At 61.0% G+C, this 20,109-nt stretch carries 22 protein-coding genes, 1 tRNA gene and 1 riboswitch; of the genes, 6 read left to right on the forward strand and 17 right to left on the reverse strand.

The window, feature by feature from the left end; all coding sequences use genetic code 11:
- Nucleotides 1-184: 184 nt before the first annotated feature.
- Together QN219_RS12675 and QN219_RS12680 are read left to right on the forward strand one after the other, a co-directional pair.
- The gene (locus QN219_RS12675) at nucleotides 185-1,402 is read left to right on the forward strand and encodes a divergent polysaccharide deacetylase family protein (RefSeq protein WP_284000037.1); all 1,218 of its coding nucleotides are present in this window, start codon (nucleotides 185-187) and stop codon (nucleotides 1,400-1,402) included.
- Between the two features lie 120 nt (nucleotides 1,403-1,522).
- A complete protein-coding gene (locus tag QN219_RS12680) occupies nucleotides 1,523-2,050 on the forward strand; it encodes an RNA pyrophosphohydrolase (RefSeq protein ID WP_284000038.1) in 528 nt (175 codons plus the stop codon).
- A 165-nt stretch (nucleotides 2,051-2,215) separates the two neighbouring features.
- Here the strand turns inward: QN219_RS12680 and bfr are convergent, their stop codons facing one another.
- The 5 genes from bfr to QN219_RS12705 all read right to left on the reverse strand — a co-directional run bounded on the left by bfr (nucleotide 2,216) and on the right by QN219_RS12705 (nucleotide 9,016).
- Nucleotides 2,216-2,701: a bacterioferritin gene (gene bfr, locus QN219_RS12685; RefSeq protein WP_284000039.1), complete on the reverse strand. Its 486-nt coding sequence runs from the start codon at nucleotides 2,699-2,701 to the stop codon at nucleotides 2,216-2,218.
- A complete protein-coding gene (locus QN219_RS12690; RefSeq protein ID WP_284000040.1) occupies nucleotides 2,667-2,978 on the reverse strand; it encodes a (2Fe-2S)-binding protein in 312 nt (103 codons plus the stop codon). Before QN219_RS12690 ends, bfr begins: the two co-directional genes overlap by 35 nt.
- A 278-nt stretch (nucleotides 2,979-3,256) precedes the next feature.
- The gene (locus QN219_RS12695) at nucleotides 3,257-6,610 is read right to left on the reverse strand and encodes an error-prone DNA polymerase (RefSeq protein WP_284000041.1); all 3,354 of its coding nucleotides are present in this window, start codon (nucleotides 6,608-6,610) and stop codon (nucleotides 3,257-3,259) included.
- Nucleotides 6,607-8,112 (reverse strand): DUF6504 family protein, encoded by a 1,506-nt coding sequence (locus QN219_RS12700; RefSeq protein ID WP_284000291.1) that lies wholly within the window; start codon nucleotides 8,110-8,112, stop codon nucleotides 6,607-6,609. Before QN219_RS12700 ends, QN219_RS12695 begins: the two co-directional genes overlap by 4 nt.
- Nucleotides 8,063-9,016 (reverse strand): hypothetical protein, encoded by a 954-nt coding sequence (locus tag QN219_RS12705; protein WP_284000042.1) that lies wholly within the window; start codon nucleotides 9,014-9,016, stop codon nucleotides 8,063-8,065. Before QN219_RS12705 ends, QN219_RS12700 begins: the two co-directional genes overlap by 50 nt.
- 166 nt (nucleotides 9,017-9,182) lie before the next feature.
- Between QN219_RS12705 and QN219_RS12710 the strand changes: the two genes are divergently transcribed.
- Nucleotides 9,183-9,617, forward strand: a complete 435-nt coding sequence (locus QN219_RS12710; protein ID WP_225108994.1) for a metallopeptidase family protein — start codon at nucleotides 9,183-9,185, stop codon at nucleotides 9,615-9,617.
- A 111-nt stretch (nucleotides 9,618-9,728) separates the two neighbouring features.
- On the opposite strand, the gene QN219_RS12715 is transcribed toward QN219_RS12710, so the two are convergent.
- The 4 genes from QN219_RS12715 to QN219_RS12730 all read right to left on the reverse strand — a co-directional run bounded on the left by QN219_RS12715 (nucleotide 9,729) and on the right by QN219_RS12730 (nucleotide 12,272).
- The gene (locus tag QN219_RS12715; RefSeq protein WP_136505413.1) at nucleotides 9,729-9,917 is read right to left on the reverse strand and encodes a Trm112 family protein; all 189 of its coding nucleotides are present in this window, start codon (nucleotides 9,915-9,917) and stop codon (nucleotides 9,729-9,731) included.
- Nucleotides 9,918-9,927: 10 nt separating this feature from the next.
- The gene (locus tag QN219_RS12720) at nucleotides 9,928-10,608 is read right to left on the reverse strand and encodes an LON peptidase substrate-binding domain-containing protein (RefSeq protein ID WP_173508757.1); all 681 of its coding nucleotides are present in this window, start codon (nucleotides 10,606-10,608) and stop codon (nucleotides 9,928-9,930) included.
- Between the two features lie 118 nt (nucleotides 10,609-10,726).
- On the reverse strand, nucleotides 10,727-11,704 hold the full coding sequence (gene trxA / locus QN219_RS12725) for a thioredoxin (RefSeq protein ID WP_284000052.1): 978 nt from the start codon (nucleotides 11,702-11,704) through the stop codon (nucleotides 10,727-10,729).
- Between the two features lie 58 nt (nucleotides 11,705-11,762).
- Complete coding sequence (locus QN219_RS12730) at nucleotides 11,763-12,272, reverse strand: prolyl-tRNA synthetase associated domain-containing protein (protein ID WP_284000053.1); 510 nt, start codon at nucleotides 12,270-12,272, stop codon at nucleotides 11,763-11,765.
- A 331-nt stretch (nucleotides 12,273-12,603) separates the two neighbouring features.
- Here QN219_RS12730 and QN219_RS12735 point away from each other — a divergent pair.
- Nucleotides 12,604-12,678, forward strand: a tRNA-Gly gene (locus tag QN219_RS12735).
- Between the two features lie 114 nt (nucleotides 12,679-12,792).
- Here QN219_RS12735 and QN219_RS12740 read toward each other — a convergent pair.
- From QN219_RS12740 to QN219_RS12775, 8 genes are all read right to left on the reverse strand, one after another.
- Nucleotides 12,793-13,809 carry an aldose epimerase family protein gene (locus QN219_RS12740; RefSeq protein ID WP_284000055.1) on the reverse strand — a complete coding sequence of 339 codons (1,017 nt, stop codon included), beginning with the start codon at nucleotides 13,807-13,809 and terminating at the stop codon, nucleotides 12,793-12,795.
- A gap of 7 nt (nucleotides 13,810-13,816) precedes the next feature.
- Nucleotides 13,817-14,077: a hypothetical protein gene (locus tag QN219_RS12745; RefSeq protein WP_284000057.1), complete on the reverse strand. Its 261-nt coding sequence runs from the start codon at nucleotides 14,075-14,077 to the stop codon at nucleotides 13,817-13,819.
- A gap of 116 nt (nucleotides 14,078-14,193) precedes the next feature.
- Entirely contained in the window at nucleotides 14,194-15,378 is a 1,185-nt protein-coding gene (locus QN219_RS12750; RefSeq protein WP_284000058.1) for a VWA domain-containing protein, read from the reverse strand.
- A 6-nt stretch (nucleotides 15,379-15,384) separates the two neighbouring features.
- A complete protein-coding gene (gene metA / locus QN219_RS12755; protein WP_173508753.1) occupies nucleotides 15,385-16,308 on the reverse strand; it encodes a homoserine O-succinyltransferase in 924 nt (307 codons plus the stop codon).
- A gap of 60 nt (nucleotides 16,309-16,368) precedes the next feature.
- Nucleotides 16,369-16,446: riboswitch (SAM riboswitch) on the reverse strand.
- Between the two features lie 77 nt (nucleotides 16,447-16,523).
- Nucleotides 16,524-17,363 (reverse strand): MoxR family ATPase, encoded by an 840-nt coding sequence (locus QN219_RS12760; RefSeq protein WP_284000059.1) that lies wholly within the window; start codon nucleotides 17,361-17,363, stop codon nucleotides 16,524-16,526.
- 47 nt (nucleotides 17,364-17,410) lie between these two features.
- Nucleotides 17,411-17,791 carry a RidA family protein gene (locus QN219_RS12765; protein ID WP_173508751.1) on the reverse strand — a complete coding sequence of 127 codons (381 nt, stop codon included), beginning with the start codon at nucleotides 17,789-17,791 and terminating at the stop codon, nucleotides 17,411-17,413.
- Between the two features lie 12 nt (nucleotides 17,792-17,803).
- Entirely contained in the window at nucleotides 17,804-18,409 is a 606-nt protein-coding gene (leuD, locus tag QN219_RS12770; RefSeq protein WP_284000061.1) for a 3-isopropylmalate dehydratase small subunit, read from the reverse strand.
- Nucleotides 18,410-18,553: 144 nt separating this feature from the next.
- Nucleotides 18,554-18,799: a hypothetical protein gene (locus QN219_RS12775; protein WP_173508749.1), complete on the reverse strand. Its 246-nt coding sequence runs from the start codon at nucleotides 18,797-18,799 to the stop codon at nucleotides 18,554-18,556.
- Between the two features lie 160 nt (nucleotides 18,800-18,959).
- Between QN219_RS12775 and QN219_RS12780 the strand changes: the two genes are divergently transcribed.
- Together QN219_RS12780 and QN219_RS12785 are read left to right on the forward strand one after the other, a co-directional pair.
- Complete coding sequence (locus QN219_RS12780) at nucleotides 18,960-19,862, forward strand: CoA ester lyase (RefSeq protein ID WP_284000062.1); 903 nt, start codon at nucleotides 18,960-18,962, stop codon at nucleotides 19,860-19,862.
- Entirely contained in the window at nucleotides 19,859-20,065 is a 207-nt protein-coding gene (locus QN219_RS12785; RefSeq protein ID WP_173508747.1) for a DUF1737 domain-containing protein, read from the forward strand. Before QN219_RS12780 ends, QN219_RS12785 begins: the two co-directional genes overlap by 4 nt.
- Nucleotides 20,066-20,109: the final 44 nt, after the last annotated feature.

Here is a 20,109-nt window from a genome sequence, read left to right on the forward strand (position 1 = left end):
TGCTACAGCGATCTTTGTGCGTCTGAAAAGACGCATGGCGCTGTAGGAAATTCCTGAACATGGGCGCCGGGCTGTTCAACCCGGCGCCTTTATATTATGCAGCGATAAAGCAGCGAGGATCCGATGATTCTTCGTGAGCGGCATTCTTCACAGGCAATTTCCTTCACGTCGACCGAGGCTCCGTTTGGGAACCGATCTCAATGCCCCACTTGGCCAGAACCGGAAGGTCAGGCCTGCGCGTCGGCGCGACTCCCGCAGCCTCCTCGGCTATTCATTCGTGAGCCTCTGTGCGGTCACTGTCGTCGGCCTTTCCGCATGGAGCGCCTTGTTTCCCGACGGCCTCACCCGTGCGCCCGGGGCACCGGAACTCGCCGGGAAAGGCGCGGGCTCTGCCGGAGAGACATCCGCAACGGCCGGAGCGACTGAGGCCGCAGGAAGACGAAGAAGTCCCCTTCGCCCGGACGCTGCGCTTTCCGGCGCTCATGTGGAGGAGATGCTGACCAATGATGGGGCGACAGTGACGAAGTACACGCCGCGATCGCGCGAGAGCGACGGCCCGGCATTTATCAATGTCGGACCCGTTCGCGGCCAGGATCCGCGCATGGCGGCGCTGCCGAACGAGGACCTGCTGGAGGATGGCCCGCAGGGCCGGCTGCCTGTCGTCGGTCCCGATGGGCTGAAGCCGATGGATCAATACGCGCGCCCCTGGTCCGGCGCACGCGGCACCCGCATCGCGCTCGTCGTCGGCGGCCTCGGCCTCAGCCAGACCGGAACGCAGCGGGCGATCCAAGGCCTTCCGCCGGAGGTGACGCTCGGCCTCGCGACCGCCGGCAACAGCCTGCAGCGCTGGATGCAGGACGCGCGACGCGACGGCCACGAGATCCTGCTGCAGATTCCGATGGAGCCGTTCGACTATCCGGACAATGATCCGGGTCCGCATGCGCTGCGCGTTTCGCTCAGCGCCGCGAAGAACCTCACCGAACTGCACCGAAGCATGGGCCAGATTACCAACTACACCGGCATCATGAACTATCTTGGCGGACGTTTCCTTTCCGACGCCGACGCGCTTGAGCCGGTGATGCGCGACATCGGCAAGCGCGGACTGCTCTTTCTCGACGACGGTACGTCGGCGCAATCACTCTCGGGGACACTCGCCGGCGCCTTCGACGTGCCCCACGGCTTTGCCGATCTCATCGTCGACAGCGAACTCAGCCGGGGCGCGATCCTGCGTAAGCTCGACGAGCTCGAGCGCGTCGCAAGGCGCAACGGCACGGCGATCGGCGTCGCCTCCGCCTTCGAGGAAAGCGTGGCGGCGATCGCAGAATGGATGCAGGAAGCCGGCGGACGCGGCATCGAATTCGTAGGCGTTTCGGCGCTCGTCAACGATCCGCAACAAAATTGAGGTAAGCGGGGCGAAAGAGGCAGCGTTCCCGCTCGAGCGGTTGCCATGCACTGCAATCGCTATGACCGTCGCATCGGGTCATGCGGGCCGGTAGCCCCGGGCGGAAAAAGGGAAGTCAGTATGAACAAGGAAAAGAGCAAGGTGGTCAAGGCGGGAGATCTGCCCTACCGGCGCTGCGTCGGCGTCATGGTCCTGAACCGCGAAGGCCTCGTCTGGGTGGGCCACCGGATCGCCGCCGGCAATTCGGAATATGACGGCTCGCCGCAACGCTGGCAGATGCCCCAGGGTGGGATCGACGAGGGCGAGGATCCACTCAAGGCCGCTTACCGCGAGCTTTACGAGGAGACCGGCATTCACTCTGTCTCACTGCTTGCGGAGGCCCCAAACTGGATCAACTACGATCTGCCGCCGCAATTGATCGGGATCGGCCTTAAGGGCAAATATCGCGGGCAGACGCAGCGCTGGTATGCCTTCCGCTTCGAAGGCGACGAAAGCGAAATCGCCATCAATCCACCGCCCGGCGACCACGATCCGGAATTCGATGCCTGGGAGTGGAAGCCAATGCACGAATTGCCGCATCTGATCGTGCCCTTCAAACGCAAGGTGTACGAGGAAGTCGTTGCCGCCTTCTCCCATCTGGTGCGTTGAGGAAATGGCGGTTTTCCGCCTGCGTTTCTCCGCTGGTCCTGGCGCCGGAACCTTCTTTCCGCCTGCAGGCGGCGGGCCGGGGCGAGGGCCAGTTCGACCGGTAAAGAAAGAGCGCCGTGCGCGTTTGAAAGGCGCGCGGCGCTCGCGTCAGAGAATGAACAACGCTTACTCGGCTTCGTTGGCGGGGGCGGCGTTGAGCTGTCCGTACTTCTCCTCGCCGATCGTGTCGAGCAGCTGAAGCTGCGACTCGAGGAAGTTGATATGGCCTTCCTCGTCTGCGAGCAGTTCCTCGAAGAGCTTCATCGAGACATAGTCGCCGGCCGCGTGACAGACATCGCGGGAATTCTTGTAGGCATTGCGCGCATCATACTCGCCCGCGAGGTCGGCCTTCAGCACTTCCTTGACGTTCTGCCCGATCCGCAGCGGCGCGACCGTCTGCAGGTTTGGATGGCCTTCAAGGAAGATGATGCGGTCGATGAGCTTGTCGGCATGGTGCATTTCCTCGATGGATTCCTCACGCTCTTTTTTTGCGAGCAGCGTGTAACCCCAATCTTCGAGTAGGCGGTAATGCAGCCAGTACTGGTTGACGGCACCGAGTTCGAGAAAGAGCGCTTCGTTAAGCTGCTCGATGACCTTTTTGTCGCCTTTCAATATCCGCCCTCCGGTTTTCCTCGTGGAATTGTTTTAGGCGGATCATGAAATCAAATATCTCGGCTTCCGTCGAGTCGCGGCGGGCGTGATATTCCTCGGTGGTGCGGATGATGATGTCGACGACATTCGGAAAACAGCCGCAGCAACGGCCGCGCTTTTCCATCGCGTGATAGACTTTTGCCGGAACGATCAGCTGCCAACAGTCTTCGTCGAGAAGGCCGATGATCGTGTCTTCGATCTCTTTTTCAGTGATGAAATTGCAGCTGCAAACCAGCATCTCGTCTTGCCCATCAAACGCAACGCCCTGATTTCGTGCATAAAGCAAAAGAGGATATTTGCCGTCAAGAAAAAACTCCTCCCCGTAAAGTTGAGGGGCATATTAGACTGGTTCTAAACTTGACAAGAAACATCGCTTTTTCATTACATTAGCCGATTCTAAGGAGGCGATTTTTCTTCCAGAACTTGCAATTTCGGGCGAGCCACGTGCGACATTTTTACACAGGCGTGATCGGTACGGCGCAAAACCTGCCGGAAACGATACGACCTCGTCGAAGCTCAGTGGAAGTTGCGCCCTTTCGGCATGACATCGGCCACGTCGGTTGTCGCTTCCGCGTGCTGATTTGGGCGAGCGGGCAAGGCCAGGCGCAATTGTTTAAGCGCTTTCTTTTCGCGAGCGTCGGCCGTCTGCCGCAAGGCCTCGTCCGTACGGTCGTTGGCTCCGAAACGCCGTGCTTCGTTGCGCAAGAGGCCGAGCATGGGCGTTATGTCCTCGACATGTTCCGCGACCACATGGATGACACCGCTTTCGCTCTGTAAGCGACCACGGATCTTCACAAGCCGCGAGCCCATGACCTGCGCCCGGTATTTCTCGAACATCCTTTCCCAGACGATGATATTGGCGACGCCGGTCTCGTCCTCGATCGTCATGAAGATGACGCCCTTGGCAGAACCCGGACGCTGGCGAACGAGCACAAGGCCGGCGACAGTGACCCTTCGTCCTGTTGCGGTCTGCGCCAGATCGCGATTGGGAACTATGCCCATTCGCGAGAAATCGCCCCGCATGAAGGAAACAGGATGAGCTTTCAGCGAAAGCGTCAGGTAGCGGTAGTCGTTGATGACATGCTCCCCGGGAAGCATGTCGGGCAGAGTGACCGCGGGTTCGGCCCGCAGATCCGCAGAACCCCCGCCATCGAAAAGCGGCAGGCGCTCGACCGCCGACGCCTCATCCAGGGCCTTCACGGCCCAGAGAGCTGCGCGCCGGTCGAGGCCGATGGAGCGGAAGGCATCCGCATCCGCAAGGCGCTCCAGAACGGAGCGGGTAAGCCCGGAACGGATCCAGAGATCGTGGATGGAGCGGTATCCCCTACCCCGGCGCGCAACGAGCGCATCTATATCCTTTTGCCTTAGTCCCTTGACCAGCCTGAAACCGAGCCGGACCGCCTTTTGCGTCTTGATCACATTCTCCATTTCGGCATGACGCCGATGGATCGCCTTCCTGTCGAACGGGCCGTCACCTTCGAGCAAAGCGTCCCAGTTCGAGTGATTGATGTCGACCGGCAGGACCTTGACCCCGTGTTCGCGGGCATCGCGCACGAGCTGTGCGGGTGCATAAAAGCCCATCGGCTGCGAATTCAGGAGTGCCGCGCAGAAGATATCCGGATAATAGGCCTTGAACCAGGACGAGGCATAGACGAGGGAAGCGAAGGAGGCGGCATGGCTTTCGGGAAAGCCGTATTCGCCGAAGCCTTCGATCTGCTTGAAGCAGCGCTCGGCAAAATCCTTCTCGTAACCATTCCTGACCATGCCATCGATCATTTTCTGTTTGAACGTATGGATGGTGCCGGTCCGCTTGAAGGTCGCCATGGCGCGGCGCAGGAGATCGGCTTCACTGGGTGAAAAACCGGCGGCCGTGATCGCGATCTGCATCGCCTGCTCCTGAAACAACGGCACGCCGAGCGTCCTTTCCAGGACCGCCTTCAATTCCGGTTTCGGATATTCGACCGGCTCCTGTCTTTTCCGCTGCGCCTCGCGTCGTTTTAGGTAGGGATGCACCATGTTGCCCTGGATAGGGCCCGGGCGAACGATCGCGACCTCGATCACCAGATCATACATTTCGCGCGGCTGGAGGCGAGGCAGCATGCTCATCTGCGCGCGGCTTTCGATCTGGAAGACGCCGATCGTGTCGGCGCGGCAGATCATGTCGTAAACGCGGTCCTGATGATCCTCGTAGATTTCGGCGAGCGTTTTCGGCTCTCCGTAATGCCCCTCCAGTAACTTGAAGGCCTTGGCGAGGCAGGTCAGCATGCCGAGTGCCAGCACGTCGACCTTGAGGATCTTCAACTGGTCGAGATCGTCCTTGTCCCATTCGATCATGTAACGATCGGGCATGGCCGTGTTCATGATCGGCACAACCTCGTCGAGCCTGTCGCGGGTGATCACGAAGCCGCCGACATGCTGCGACAGGTGCCGCGGAAAGTTCATGAGCAGGCTGGCATAGCCAAGAACGCGCTTGGTGAGCGGCTCCGACGCATCGAGACCCGCACCCTTCGCCTGCTCCTGCGTGAAGGGCGAGGTTCCCCAGCCCCAGATCGAACTGACGAGAGCGGACTGGACATCCTCCGAAAGGCCAAACGCCTTGGCGACTTCGCGCCCGGCGGAGCGCGAGCGATAGCTGATGACCGCGGCAGTCAGACCGGCATGCTCCCTGCCGTAGGTTCTATAGATATATTGGATGACCTCTTCGCGACGCTCGTGCTCGAAGTCGACATCGATATCGGGCGGCTCGTCGCGATCGCGTGACAGGAACCGGTCGAACAGGAGCGTGAACTTCTGCGGGTCGACCTCGGTGATGCCGAGACAGAAACAGACCGAGGAATTGGCGGCGGACCCCCGCCCCTGACAAAGAATTTTCTCACTGCGGGCAAACTTCACCAGCTTATGGACGGTCAGAAAATAAGGTTCGTATTTCTTGTCGCTGATGAGTTCCAGCTCGTATTCGATCTGCCGCTTCACCTTTTCCGGCACGCCGGCGGGATAACGTTCCGCCGCGCCTTCGTCGACAAGCCGCCTCAAGGTTTGCGCCGGCGTCTCGCCTTTGGTGTTTTCGTCCGGATATTGATGGCTGAGCTCGTCGAGATTGAAGGCGAGTTGCTTGAAGAACTTGCGCGCATTGTCGATAGCCTCGGGATAATCGCTGAAGAGCCGGGCCATTTCCTTCGGTCCCTTCAGGTGCCTCTCGGCATTCTTCTGAAGAAGGAAGCCGGCGCTCTCGATCGTCACATGTTCCCGAATGGCGGTGACGACATCCGCCAGCGGCCTGTACTGCGGATCGTGATAGAGCGCGTCATTGGTGGCCAGAAGCCGGACACCGCTCTTCCGGGCGAACGTGGCAAGAACGGCAAAATCATGCCGGTCGAAGCCGTCGTAACGCGGCGTCATTCCGAGATAGAGCCTGTTGCCCGCATGCTGCTGCAATTTCTCCAGGATATCTCCAAGAAAGCCTGCGTCCGGTCGCCCCTCGCCCTGCATGACGATAAGGAGAAGATCCTCCTGCCACTCCAAAAGATCCGCGAGATAAAGCGTGCAGTCACCCTTCTTCGAGCGCAGGTTTCCGGTGCTGAGCAGGCGGCACAGATGCCCCCACCCTCTCCGGTTTCTCGGATAGGCAAGGATATCCGGCGTGCCGTCGGCAAAAACCAGGCGAGCGCCCGGCTGGAAAGGATAGCCCTCCACCTTTGCCTTGGCATGGGCCCGGACGACGCCCGCGACGCTGTTGCGATCGGCGATGCCGAGACCAGCAAGCCCGACCTTCTTGGCGAAGACGATCATTTCCTCAGCGGGCGCTGCTCCTTCGAGAAAGGAGAAATTCGTGCGCGCGCCAAGTTCGTAGAAGACAGGATCCGCGCTCATGCGAAAACTCCGTGCATGAACCAGCGGGGCGAGGAGGTCTCCCGTCCGTAAAGGCCCTCGCGGAACAGCCAGAAACGGCGGCCTTCCTGATCCTCGACCCGGAAGTAATCGCGCGTGGGATGGTCCTCTCCATCGATCCACCATTCGGCGGCGATCCGCTCCGGCCCCTCGGCGCGGGCGACGCGATACTGGGTCTTGCGCCAGTTGAAGCTGCGCGGCGCGCCCTCGGGTACTTCGGCCGTCGCTTCGACAAGTTCAGGATGCGTGAAAATCCTGAGCGGGCGGTTTTCGGGACAGGCTTTTTCATCGACCGGACGAGGCTCCATGACCGCCGCGACATCCGTCAAGGGAGCAAATCCGCCGGAGCGTTCCGGCAGATGGCTTTCGGCAAGGATCGCAAACGTCAGGCAATCCGACCCGAAGCGCGCACATAGCTTGTCGGCGAAGGCGGCCAGCGGCTGGCTTTCATCGGGAATTCCGGAAAAATCCTCTTGGGCAGGATCGAGCCTTTCGCTTCTAAGGACTGAAAGCCGGAGGATCTCGAAACCATATCCGGCATCAAGGTCGTCATGAACCGCCTGCAATCGCTCGCGAAAGAGAGCCGCGATCCGATCGGCATCGTTCAAGGGGACGGCTGCATGCGCCTGAACGCGGAAGACCCGGCCATCGACGCGAATGAGGAGAAGCTCGAACAGCCGCCCGCCTTCGCCATGTCGCTCCAGAGAGAGGCGGACATCGTTGGAAAGATGGCGTGCCAGTTCAAGAATGTGCTCTTCTTCCTGAAGCGGCTCGGCAAGCCGGCGTTCGGCGGAAAAACTCGGCACGGGGAGACGCGGTGAGAGAGGCTCGTCCTCGTGGCCTCTCGCCTGATCGAGCCGCAGGAGAAGAGAAGGACCGAAGCGGCGGGCCAGAGGCGCGCGCGGCGCCTGGAGAAGATCACCGACTTGCTTCAACCCGACCCGCTCGAGCAGGGCGGTGGTTTCCGCCGGCAGGCGCAGCGCGGCGACCGGCAAGGGCGCGAGAAACCTTTCAGCATCCTCGGGCCGGATGACGGCAGCATCGCCATAGCGGGCAACCGCCCAGGAGAGACCGGCAGAGGAGGAGATTACCGCCCGCGCCTCGATGCCGAGCAGGAAGAGGCGCGAAAGCACATCGTCGACAAGCGCCTTCTCGCCGCCGTGAAGATGGGCGCAGCCGGTGATGTCGAGGAACAGGCCATCCTTTCCGTCGAGCGCGACCAGCGGCGTATAGCGGTCGCACCAGTCGGCAAGCCCTTCCAGGAAGGCCCGATCCGCCGCCGGATCATCGATGATCACGTCGAGCGACGGGCACATGGCGCGGGCCTCCGCCGCCCCCTGGCCCCGCTTCAGACCCACCCGCTCGGCAAGCGTGTCGAGCGCGACGAGCCGCATGGCATTGTCGATCTTGGCGGCAAAAACGACGGGCGGATGATCAGGACGCCCGTGCGAAAGCCAGGAGGCGCCCCATCGAATCCGCGCCACTCGATCGGCCGACAGATGCGGAAAATGGATCGACAGAATTCGCTGGTTGCCCGTCTGCCGGAGGAGCGACGGACTGGTGCTGCTCGAGGGGGTAGAAGCGGCGGTCATGGGCATTCCATTCCAGAAAGATATCAGCAGAAGCGTAAGCCCTGCTTTTTTCGACAAGGACGTGAAAGGCTGGATGGCCGATGCTGCCGCAAAGCATCGAACCATCCGGAAGCGGACGCTCGCCCGCAAATGCCGGTTTGATCTGAAGCCGGAAGAAGGCGCTGCTTGCCTCCGCCTCGCCCGCCTGCCGGAATACGAGAAGAGGCACTCCGCCCGTCCGGGCCCTTACATGCAGGCGCCTGCTCTCGCTCAAGGCGAGACAGTCGGGATTGCCGCGGATTTCCAGAATGACGGCCGCAAAGACCGGCACCGAAAGAGCCGCTTCGGCAATCCAGAGCGCATCCTTGACCGTGCGTACCGAAACGAACAGGAAACGCTCGATGTCGAGCCCATAGGACTTGAGGCCCGGTGCGTATGGAAGCCCGGCCTCGCGAGAGGCAAAGGTCTGGCTGATCCACAGGATCGGCGCGAGATGCCCCTTCTCCTTCTTCATTCGCTGACAAAGCACCGCAAGCGCCGTCACGAAGCCGGCGGCAGCACCCGCATCGCGCGTTTCGGCATTGCGGATTTCCGTCATGCCTTCGAGCGGCAGCCCGCCGTCGAGCACGTCATCAAGCTCAGGGACGCCAAGGGGCAGGACCTTGTTGCGGGACGCCTCCCCCCTCTTGCGCCGGAAACCGGCAGGATCGGCCGCCTTGGCTGCACGCACGATTCCCGGCAGCCGGCGGTTTTCAATCTGCGCTATGGTTTCGCGGAGGGAAAGAACGGTTTCCCGCTGCACGGCTTTCTCGGCCATGACGGTCGGCTCCACCAGATGTTCATGTTATGTTCTTATGGATTCCAGAGCCTGCGGTAAGAGTCAACAACCAAGTTTGAGAATTTATTCCTGATCCCTGCCTGAACCGAATTCAACACTCGAAAAATAAAGGCGAAATCGTTATATGAGGCAACAAGGAGTGCCCATGGCCCGCATTGACCAAACCGATGATTGGCGGGAACGCCACGCACCGACGCTCAGCACATTCGAACTGCTTGCGCTTGAAGCCTATAGCCATCTGCCGGAGGAATTCCGCAAGCTGACGACCGACCTCATTATCGAAGTCGCCGATTTTCCGAGCGACGACGTCTTCGAAGACATGGCGCTTGAAACGCCTTTCGATCTGCTTGGGCTGTTCGAAGGCCGCGGAATCGGCGAACGCTTCACCATGGAGACCGGCCAGTTTCCGAACCGGATCACGCTCTATCGCCGTCCGATCCTCGACTATTGGGCGGAAAACGAGGAAACGCTGGGCGACATCATCACCCATGTGCTGATCCATGAGATCGGCCACCATTTCGGCCTTTCCGACGACGACATGGAGCGGATCGAGGCAAGCGTGGAACACGTGGGCGGCTAGAGCCACGGTTTTCTGCTCATTGCCCCTCATCCGGCCCGCCGGCCTCCTTCTCCCCGCATGCGGGGCGAAGGGCTGCGCTATGGCTTTGATCCGCCTGTTGGCTCAAGCATGCTAATCTTCGAGCTTGCGTGCCTCCGACACGAGCATGATCGGAACCCCGTCGCGGATCGGATAAGCGAGGCGCGCCTTTTCGGAAATCAGCTCCTGCGCTTCGGCGTCATAGCTCAGCCGCCCCTTCGTAAGCGGGCACACGAGCAGTTCGAGGAGTTTCGGATCGACCTTGCTTGCATTGATATCCATGCTTTGCCACTTACTGCAGGATGTTGTCGAGGTCGCCGAAATTGCGGGCAAGCACGATCTCGGTGATCGCGATCAGCGTTTCGGCGCGCGTCTTGAGGTCGGGGGCTTCGAGCAGCGCCTGCTTTTCCGCCGGGCCGTAGGGCGACATCATCGCCATGGAATTGACGAGCGTGCGGTTACTCGCCCGTTCCACGCTTTCCCAATCCGCTTCCAGCTTGTTGGCATCGAGATAGGCCCTGAAGGCGGCAAGCAGCGCCTCGCGGTCGACAAGGCTCTCGTCGTCCGGGTTTTCGAGGTCGGTTGCGAAAGGACCGATGCGGAAGCGGCGGTAGCCGCGACAACCGGCGACCTCGGCGAAGAGCCGATAGCGGCAGACGCCGGTGAGCGATGTGATGTAGCGCCCGTCGCCCGTTTCCGCAAACGACGTGATCCGCCCGATGCAGCCGACCTGACAGAGCGCCGGCACGGGCGAGGAGTCGATATCGTTCCGCCCCTCGGAGAAGGAAGGCTGGACAATGCCGATCAGGCGATTGCCGGCGAGCGCATCATCGAACATCGCAAGATAGCGCGGTTCGAAAATATTGAGTGGGAGCTGCGCGCCGGGAAGCAGGAGCGCGCCCGTCAGCGGAAATACCGGAATAATCTCCGGCAAGTCCTTAGGACCGAGATAGCGCGCATTTCCGACATGCATTCCGTTGGACCTTGCAGATACCGGCTTGCCGCGCCAGGCGCGGCCACCGCTCAAGAAATGGTGCGTCCCTCGAAAATCTCAAGGGAGAAACACACGGATCCTGCTGCAGTCTTGCCGCTTAAGAGAAAAGAATCGATGAAAGCTTGCGCCGCGCGGCGACTGTCGCCGGGTCCTTGGGTCCCCAGACTTCGAAGAAGCCCAGGAGTTCGCGCCGTGCGCCATCATCTTCGAAGCTGCGGTCGCGCTTCATGATCAACAGTAGGTGTTCGGCCGCGGCATTCCGGTCGCCTTCGACATTGCGGATCTTGGCAAGCTTCAGCCGCGCCGCGTGGTCATCCGGATTGAGCGCCAGCTGATGTTCGAGCGCCGTCGGGTCGCCGAGCTTGCGTGCCTCTTCGATCTGCTCGAGCTTCTTCGACACGGCGCCGACGGCTGCGTCCTTTGCGAGCTCTTCCGGAAGTTCCGAAAGCGCCTCGCGCGCCTCGGCAAGCTGTCCAAGCGCAATCATGCATTCGACCATGCCGGCAATGGCGGTGGCATTTTCCGGTTCCGCCTGCAGCACGGCGCCATAGAGGCCGGCCGCGTTTTCCGCCTCACCGGCATCGAGCAGTGCCTTGGCATCGGTAAGGGCGGCTTCGATCTCGGCCTTGCCATCGCTCACGGCTGGCCCGGCGATGCGGTCGATGAACTGCCGGATCTGGCTTTCGGGAACGGCGCCCATGAAGCCGTCGACCGGCCGTCCGCCGACAAAGGCAATGACGGCGGGGATCGACTGAATGCCGAGTTGGCCGGCGATCGAGGGATGGTCGTCGATGTTCATCTTGACGAGTTTCACCCGGCCGGCAGCTTCGGTCACGACCTTTTCGATCACCGGGGTCAGCTGCTTGCAGGGACCGCACCAGGGAGCCCAGAAGTCGACGAGAACCGGCTGCTGGCTCGAAGCTTCGAGCACGTCACGGGAGAAGGTAGCGGTGGTCGTTTCCTTGATCAGATCGCCCGCGGCTGCCGCTTTCGGCGCCGGCTGGCCGCCGAACGACGCCGAAGCCGTCATCTGGTTGCCGAAGGATCCTGCGTAGGGATTGTCGCTACCGCTCATTCTTCTCTCCTCGCGGACTTGTCGTCCGACTTCATGCATTCGCGTCAAAGATCGTATGTCAGGTCGTCACTTTCAAGACAAGCGGCTCATGTCCGGTTGCTTCCATGAAGCGCAGCATGTCCTTCGACGCGATCGAGGTCGTCTGGTCATTCGAAAGCGGATGGCAATTAATCGTGTCGAACGCCATCAGCGCTTCGTCGAGAATCATCTTCACATGGCCGCCCGTGTCGTTGATCGCGCCGAAGGCGGTCACTGCGCCGGGGATGACGCCCAGATATTCCATCAGCTTTTCCGGCTTGCCGAAGGAGACCTTGCTCGCCGCGCCGATGGTCTGATGGACGGTCTTCAGGTCCACCGTCGCGTGCTCCTCGACGGTCAGCAGGAAATAATTGTTCTTTTTATCCTTCACGAACAGGTTCTTTGTATGTCCGCCGGGAATTTCATCGCGCAGCGCCACCGATTCGGCGACGGTGAAAACCGGTGCGTGCCGCTTCGTCTTGTGTTCGATACCAAGCTCGTCGAGAAAGCGGAACAGGTCTTCCGCGGTTTTCGGTTGCGCCTCGCTCATGCTCCAGATCCTTCCTGTCGTGGCGATTTTTCGCCCTGCTTTACGGAGAAGAGGCGCGCTCCGCAATCTCAGGTGCGGCGATTCTCATGGGTTGGAGCGGCATGCCGGCGGGACCACTCACACACGCCCTCACGCCGTCGCACACTCCACCGACATGCGTCAGTGGAAAACACTGGCATTTCCGGACTTTTGGCATGGTGCCGAAAAAATTCTTCGCATTTGCGTCATTTCCCTGTTGCATTTGAAAAAGGCTTAGGCCATATAGCGCCCGTCGCCGCAAGACGGGGCGGCACCCACGGTCCACCGACTACCCCCGGACCGCGGTTGATGAGCGGGTGTAGCTCAGGGGTAGAGCACAACCTTGCCAAGGTTGGGGTCGGGCGTTCGAATCGCCTCACCCGCTCCAGTTTTCCAACCACTTCATTCCTTTTGATTTTCGGCCTGCTATCGCTGGGTCATGCTCGCGCAACGTGCAAATGCACGCTGCTCGGTTCTCATCGATTTTGGCCACCCGCTTCCCTCAGCTCTTCATGAAAACATAGTCCGTTTCCTGGCGCAGTGTTTCGCCCGGCCTGAGCACCGCGTTCGGGAAACCCTCGTGGTTGATGGCGTCGGGCCAGATCTGGGTTTCGAGGCAGAAGCCCGCGTAAGGGCCGTAGCGGCGGCCTTCCAGTCCCGGCACCGGCACGTTCAGCTTGACTCCGGTATAGAGCTGGATGCCGGGCTCGGTGGTCAGCACCTCCAGCGAGACGCCGGAATTGATGCTGCGCACCAGAGCCACGGAGCGTTTCTGCATCCGTTCCGGCGAGAGGCAGAAATTGTGGTCGAAGGGGCTGTTCTCGCCTTCCATCTGCCGCCGCATCGGGGTCATTTCCGTCAGGTCGAAGGCGGTGCCGACGACGGGCCGGATCTCGCCCGTCGGCACCTGCCGCTCGTCCGTCGGCAGGTAGTGGTCGGCGGCGATCATGATGTCATGGTCGAGCGCGTCGTCGCCGCCGTCGAGATTGAAATAGCTGTGCTGGCAGACATTGGCGAGAGTCGGCGCGTCGGCCTCGGTTTCGTAGACGACGTTCAATATACCGCCCGGCCGCAGCGCGTAGGTGCAGGTGACCGTGCAGTTTCCAGGATAGCCGGCCCGGCCCTCCGGATCGGTGATCCTGAACGTCACTCGGTCCTCTGCAACGTCGACGATCGTCCAATTGCGCTTGGCGATATTATCGCTGCCACCATGGAGGTGGGTCACGCCCTTTTCGTTGAGTTCGAGTTGATAGGCCTTGCCGTCGAGCGTGAAGCGTCCGCCGCCGATGCGGTTGGCATTGCGCCCGGGGGTAGCGCCGAAATAGGACGAATGCGCGGGATAGCTGTCGAAATCCTCGAAACCCAAAACCAGGGGCGGCTGATGCCCTTCGAGCCGCAGGTCCTGGATGACCGCGCCCCAGGTAATCACCTTCGCCGTCAGGCCGCCGCCGGCGAGGGTCACGCGATGGACCGGTTCACCGGAGGCGAGATGCCCGAAGATTTCAGTGCTCGCAGGCATTCCCATCTTATTCTCCCCTCTTGATCAACCCAAAATAGCGGCGATCTTTTCTGATTGGCAAACCGCACACTTTTCTTCGGACCCACTCCAGGCCGGCGACAACCTGCGTCATTTCCGGCGGCGCGGCAACCCGTAAAGTCATACTTTTTCGCCGCAGGATTCCTTTGGATCCAAGGACAAAACCACGCAGCAATCGGGTTCTCCAGCGACCTGCAGCGCCGCGCGTCAGACGCTTAAAGGGCGCCGTATCCCATTGAAAGTGCTGCATTTTTTCATCCTTAAATCGGATCCGTTTAAGGAAGCATGCAGTGAGCCCGTTCTTTCAGATGCGGCACTTCGAAATGCTGCAGCATATTCGAAAGTGCGCACCGAGCCGTGGGCGATTCAACGTGACAATTCCTTCGTCGCCGCCTGCAGCCCGGCGAGCGTCAGCGGGAACATCCGCTCGCCGAAAAGCGCGCGGATCATGGCGATCGATTGGGTGTGGCGCCAATGCTCCTCGGGAACAGGATTGAGCCAGACGGAACGCGGGAAATGCGCAGTGATCCGCTCAAGCCAGAGCGCGCCGGGCGCATCGTTCCAGTGTTCGACCGAGCCGCCCGGATGGCTGATCTCGTAAGGGCTCATCGAGGCGTCGCCGACGAAGATGGCGCGGTAGTCACCGCCGAAGGTGCGCAGCAGTTCGGCCGTGCGGGTGATATCGACGCGGCGGCGGCGATTGTCCTTCCACAGCCCCTCATAGACGCAATTGTGGAAGTAGAAATAATCTATGTGCCGGAATTCGCTGCGGACGGCGGAGAAGAGTTCCTCGACGACACGGATATGGTCGTCCATCGATCCGCCGACATCGAAGAACATCAAGAGCTTGACCGCGTTGCGGCGCTCCGGTCGCGTCACGACGTCGAGATAGCCATGCTCGGCGGTGGAGCGGATCGTGCCCGAAAGGTCGAGCTCCTCTGCAGCACCCTGGCGCACCCAGCGACGGAGCCGCTTCAGCGCCACCTTGATGTTGCGCGTGCCGAGCTCGACCGTGTCGTCATAGTCCTTGAATTCGCGCCGGTCCCAGACCTTGACCGCGCGTCGATGGCGCGAGCCCTCCTGGCCGATTCTCACCCCTTCCGGATTGTAGCCATAGGCGCCGAAGGGCGAGGTGCCGGCGGTGCCGATCCATTTCGAGCCGCCCTGGTGACGGCCGGTCTGCTCAGCAAGCCGTTGACGCAGCGTTTCCATCAGCTTGTCGAAACCACCGAGCGCCTCGACGAGCTTCTTCTCCTCCTCGGTCAGGTATTTCTCGGCGAGCTTTTTTAACCATTCCTCGGGAATGGTCGCTTCGCCAAATGTTTCCGACGGGGAAACCGCATCGAGCCCAGCAAAACAATGCCGAAACACCCTGTCGAACCGGTCGATATGGCGCTCGTCCTTCACGAGCGCCGCACGGGCGAGGAAATAGAAGGCCTCGACGTCGAAGGTCGCGATCCCCGTTTCCATCCCTTCGATCAGCGACAGGAATTCCCGGAGCGTCACCGGGATTTTCGCGGCCTTCAGTTCGAGGAAGAAGGGGATGAACATCCGGCCTCAGTCTCCCGTGCCGATCTTCTCCAACTCGTAGGGAGTCGTCTGATACATCTCGTTGATCCAGTTGCCAAAGAAGAGATGCGCGTGGCTGCGCCAACGGTTCTGCGGCGGCAGGCTCGAATCGTTGTGCGGGAAATAATCGTGCGGCAACTTGATCGGCACGCCGGCATCCACGTCGCGGAAATATTCGTCCGACAAGGAGGTCGAATCATACTCCACGTGGTTGAACATGTAGAGCCGGTTGCCCTTCTTTTCGTGCACCAGGCAGACGCCCATCTCCTTCGATTCCATCAGGATCTCCAGCTCCTGCACGCGGTCGATGTCGGCTCGGCGCACCTCGGTCCAGCGCGAAACCGGAACGGCAAAATCATCGGAAAAACCGTTCAGGTAGACCGAGGACGGTTTCAGGTTCTGGTGGCGATAGACGCCGAAGGCTTTCTCCTTGAGCGGATGTTTCGGAACACCGTGGAAATGGTAGATCGCTGCCATCGCGCCCCAGCAGACGTTCAGCGTCGAATGCACGTTCGTCTCCGTCCAGTCGAAGATGCGCTTCAGCTCCTCCCAATAGGTCACGTCCTCGTATTCGAGCGTCTCGACCGGCGCGCCGGTGATGATGAAGCCGTCGAACTTGCGCCCCTTCACCTCTTCCCAGGTCTCGTAGAAGGCGAGCAAGTGATCCTCGGAGGTGTTCTTCGCCCGGTGGCCGCCGACCCGGACCAGCGACAATTCCACCTGCAGCGGCGACGCGCCGATCAGCCGCGCCATCTGGATCTCGGTCTTGACCTTGTTCGGCATGAGATTCAGGAGCCCGATCTGAAGCGGGCGGATGTCCTGACGGATCGCCACGGTCTCGGTCATCACCCGCACGCCCTCATGCACGAGGGTTTCGAAGGCGGGCAGCGTATCGGGAATCTTGATGGGCATGGGTCCACTCGATCAATACAAAAAAACCGGCGGCGAAAATCATCGCGACCGGTCCTCGGAAATCCGTTCTCCTCGGCCCTTTAGCGATTTCTTTAACGTGGCTGCAAGCCGGCCGGCCAAATCACCACGGATCGTTTGATAGCGCGGCGCGTGGCGCCCGGTCAACGAAAAACGCTTCTACTGCATGTTTCCTTAAATCGTAGCCGATGCAGGCCTCACCCCTCGCGTCGCGCCATGAAGGCCAGCCGCTCGAAGAGATGCACGTCCTGCTCGTTCTTCAAAAGCGCTCCGTGCAGCTTCGGCAGCATCGATTTCGGATCGGCACGCAGGTCGGCCGGATCGATCTCGTCGGCGACAAGCAGCCTGATCCAGTCGAGTGCTTCGGAGGTCGAGGGTTTCTTCTTGAGCCCCGGCACCTCGCGGATGCCGTAGAAGGCGTTGAGTGCCGCCGAAAGCAGCGTCTTGCGGATACCCGGATAGTGCACCTCGACGATGCGGGCGAGCGTTTCGGCGTCGGGGAACCGAATATAATGGAAGAAGCAGCGGCGCAAAAAGGCGTCCGGCAGTTCCTTCTCGTTGTTGGAGGTGATGATGACGATCGGCCGGTGCGGGGCGTGGATGGTCTCACCAGTCTCGTAGACGTGGAATTCCATCCGGTCGAGTTCCTGCAAGAGGTCGTTCGGGAACTCGATGTCCGCCTTGTCGATCTCATCGATCAGGAGCACGGTCTTCCGCGGCGCCTCGAAAGCCTGCCAGAGCTTGCCCTTGCGGATGTAGTTCTTCACGTCGTTGATGCGGGCATCGCCGAGCTGGCTGTCGCGCAGCCGCGAGACGGCATCATATTCGTAAAGCCCCTGCTGTGCCTTTGTCGTCGACTTGACGTTCCACTCGATAAGCTCAAGGCCGAGGGCGGCGGCGATCTGGCGGGCGAGTTCGGTCTTGCCGGTGCCCGGCTCGCCCTTGACGAGCAGCGGACGCTCCAGCCGGATTGCCGCATTGACGGCAATCATCAGGTCCTTGTCGGCGATGTAGTCGGCGGTGCCTTCGAACTGCATGGGCTTCTCTTCGGACTACGCTGAACGGCGGCTGGAGAGGACCGACCTTACCCGCGAAACGCCGTGACCTCGATCTCGATCAGCATTTCCGGGCGGATGAGATCGCAGACAATCATCGTCGCCGCCGGGCGGATATCGCCGAACACCTCGCCGAAGATCGGAAAGACCCGGTCGGCAAAGCCGGCGTCGGTGACATAGTAGTGGTTGCGCACCACGTCCGAAAGCGAGAACCCGGCCTCCTTCAAGGCACCCTCGATCGTCCTCAGGCAATTGCGCGCCTGTTCCTCCACGGTCTCCGGCATGGCCATGGTGGCGTAGTCGTAGCCGGTCGTCCCGGAGACGAAGCACCAATCCCCTTTAACGACGGCACGCGAATAGCCTGCCGTCTTCTCAAAAGGGGAGCCGGAAGAGATGAGCTTGCGCGTCATGGGCGCCAGCGCTCAGGCCCAGGGACGCGATGCGGCGTTTTTCTGCTCGAAGCTGTCGATGGCGCTCGCCTTTTCCAGCGTCAGGCCGATGTCGTCGAGGCCGTTCAACAGGCAGTGGCGCTTGAACGCGTCGACCTCGAACTTGATAGAACCGCCGTCGGGGCCGGTGATTTCCTGTGCTTGCAGATCGATCGACAGCACGGCGTTGGAACCGCGGTTGGCGTCGTCCATCAGCTTGTCGAGGTCAGCCTGACTGACGACGATCGGCAGAATGCCGTTCTTGAAACAGTTGTTGTAGAAGATGTCGGCGAACGAGGTCGAAATCACGCAGCGGATGCCGAAATCGAGGAGCGCCCACGGCGCATGTTCGCGCGAGGAGCCGCAGCCGAAATTGTCGCCGGCAACCAGGATCTTGGCATTCTGATAGGCCGGCTTGTTGAGCACGAAATCCGGGTTCGGCGTGCCATCCTCGTTGTAACGGGCTTCCGCGAAAAGTCCCTTGCCGAGACCGGTGCGCTTGATCGTCTTCAGGTAATCCTTCGGAATGATCATGTCCGTGTCGATATTGACAACGGGCAGGGGCGCAGCGACGCCGGTGAGCTTGACGAACTTTTCCATGACTTTGGCCTTCGGTTTCAGCGGAAATGTTGAAGAGCGTTTAGATCAGTTTTGCGCCGAAATGAAGGGAAATCTGCGCCTCTACAGCGCCACGCGTCCAATCGGACGCGCAAGGGCCGTTGCAGCGTCTTGAACTGCTGGGCATCACAGATCGATGATCGTGCCGCGTCCGTCGTTCCAGATCCGCATTTCGCGTCTTTCGCCGGTAGGGTTCGCTCGGGCGCGCGCATGTTGAGGCTTGCCGTTGAGCCTGGCGGCGATGGCGCTGCCGATCGCGACGACGGCGGCGATGCCGGCAAGGGCCACGGCAAGCGAGGCGGTGAAGACGAGGGCTGCCAGCGTGATCGCAATGGCGGCGGCCGTCAGAAGAACAGAGCGGATGCTTTGCATGATGGTCACCTTTCTACCAGCGATGTGGGGGCTGTATGCGCCTCTTGCAAGAGGGAAGCCTTACACCAAATGCTACAGCGATCTTAGCGCGCCCGATTGGACGCGCTGCGCTGTAGTCGCTCGTCTTGCGCAAAAATCGAAAGGCGGGCACAACGGGATCATGACAACTCTCGACCATCATCCCGCCCGCCTGCGCCGCTCCGTGCTTTGCGTTCCGGCCGACAATTCCCGTGCGCTGGCAAAGGTCCGGCAGCTTGCCGCCGATGCCGTGATCTTCGACCTGGAGGATGCTGTCGCTCCCGAACACAAGGGCGAAGCGCGCGAAGCGCTTGTCCGGCATCTTTCGAAGAACAGACCCGACTGCGAAGTGGTCATTCGTGTCAATGCGCTGGGATCCGGCTTCGGCCAGATGGACCTCACCGCCGCGGTTGCCGCCAGCCCCGATGCGATCCTTTTGCCGAAGGTCGAAAGCCCCTCCGATATCCAGGTGGCTGTCGACTGGCTGGCGGAGAACGATGCGCCTGAAAGCCTCAGGCTCTGGGCGATGATCGAGACGCCGCGCGGCCTGCTCAATGTCGCGGCGATCGCCGAGACCGGTCGTACCTTCGGCGGCCGGCTCGATTGCTTTGTCGTCGGACTGAACGATTTGAGAAAGGAGACGCGCGTTCCCGCGCATGCCGGCCGCACCTATCTCGTGCCCTGGCTGATGCAGGTTCTGCTCACCGCGCGCGGTAGCGGACTTGACGCCATCGATGCGGTCTTCAACGATTTCCGCGACGCCGACGGTTTCGAGGCAGAATGCCGCCAAGGGCGTGACATGGGCTATGACGGCAAGATGCTCATCCACCCGGCGCAGATCGGTCCGGCGAACGAGCACTTCGGCGTCGATCAGGCGGCGGTCGACGAGGCGCGCGCGATCATCGCGGCATTCGATCTGCCGGAAAACGCCGACAAGGGTGTGATCAATCTCCACGGCCGCATGGTCGAACGGCTGCATCTCGACCAGGCCCTGAAACTTGCCGCCAAGGCGGACATGATCGAAAAACGAAAGGCGAAATCTTGAAACTCTACCGCTTCCTCACGGGCCCTGACGACGCTTCCTTCTGCCACAAGGTGACAGCGGCTTTGAATCAGGGATGGGCTCTGCACGGCCCACCGACCTATGCCTTCAATGCCGATACCCAGCACATGCAGTGCGGCCAGGCGGTGGTCAAGGAAGTGGCAGGCAAGGACTATCACCCGGACATGAAGCTGTCGGAGCAATAAGGGCGATCGTCGAGTGAATGGTGGCAGCCCCTCACCCTAGCCCT

Source organism: Sinorhizobium sp. 8-89 (genome assembly GCF_030124325.1).
Classification (GTDB): domain Bacteria; phylum Pseudomonadota; class Alphaproteobacteria; order Rhizobiales; family Rhizobiaceae; genus Sinorhizobium.

Coding starts and splice junctions, on each gene's coding strand:
- QN219_RS12680 (WP_284000038.1), top strand. CDS start 1,523: ATGAACAAGGAAAAGAGCAAGGTGGTCAAGGCGGGAGATCTGCCCTAC.
- QN219_RS12690 (WP_284000040.1), bottom strand. CDS start 2,978: ATGCTGGTTTGCAGCTGCAATTTCATCACTGAAAAAGAGATCGAAGAC.
- QN219_RS12695 (WP_284000041.1), bottom strand. CDS start 6,610: ATGAGCGCGGATCCTGTCTTCTACGAACTTGGCGCGCGCACGAATTTC.
- QN219_RS12705 (WP_284000042.1), bottom strand. CDS start 9,016: ATGGCCGAGAAAGCCGTGCAGCGGGAAACCGTTCTTTCCCTCCGCGAA.
- QN219_RS12710 (WP_225108994.1), top strand. CDS start 9,183: ATGGCCCGCATTGACCAAACCGATGATTGGCGGGAACGCCACGCACCG.
- QN219_RS12715 (WP_136505413.1), bottom strand. CDS start 9,917: ATGGATATCAATGCAAGCAAGGTCGATCCGAAACTCCTCGAACTGCTC.
- QN219_RS12720 (WP_173508757.1), bottom strand. CDS start 10,608: ATGCATGTCGGAAATGCGCGCTATCTCGGTCCTAAGGACTTGCCGGAG.
- trxA (WP_284000052.1), bottom strand. CDS start 11,704: ATGAGCGGTAGCGACAATCCCTACGCAGGATCCTTCGGCAACCAGATG.
- QN219_RS12730 (WP_284000053.1), bottom strand. CDS start 12,272: ATGAGCGAGGCGCAACCGAAAACCGCGGAAGACCTGTTCCGCTTTCTC.
- QN219_RS12740 (WP_284000055.1), bottom strand. CDS start 13,809: ATGCCTGCGAGCACTGAAATCTTCGGGCATCTCGCCTCCGGTGAACCG.
- QN219_RS12745 (WP_284000057.1), bottom strand. CDS start 14,077: ATGCAGCACTTTCAATGGGATACGGCGCCCTTTAAGCGTCTGACGCGC.
- QN219_RS12750 (WP_284000058.1), bottom strand. CDS start 15,378: ATGTTCATCCCCTTCTTCCTCGAACTGAAGGCCGCGAAAATCCCGGTG.
- metA (WP_173508753.1), bottom strand. CDS start 16,308: ATGCCCATCAAGATTCCCGATACGCTGCCCGCCTTCGAAACCCTCGTG.
- QN219_RS12760 (WP_284000059.1), bottom strand. CDS start 17,363: ATGCAGTTCGAAGGCACCGCCGACTACATCGCCGACAAGGACCTGATG.
- QN219_RS12765 (WP_173508751.1), bottom strand. CDS start 17,791: ATGACGCGCAAGCTCATCTCTTCCGGCTCCCCTTTTGAGAAGACGGCA.
- leuD (WP_284000061.1), bottom strand. CDS start 18,409: ATGGAAAAGTTCGTCAAGCTCACCGGCGTCGCTGCGCCCCTGCCCGTT.
- QN219_RS12775 (WP_173508749.1), bottom strand. CDS start 18,799: ATGCAAAGCATCCGCTCTGTTCTTCTGACGGCCGCCGCCATTGCGATC.
- QN219_RS12780 (WP_284000062.1), top strand. CDS start 18,960: ATGACAACTCTCGACCATCATCCCGCCCGCCTGCGCCGCTCCGTGCTT.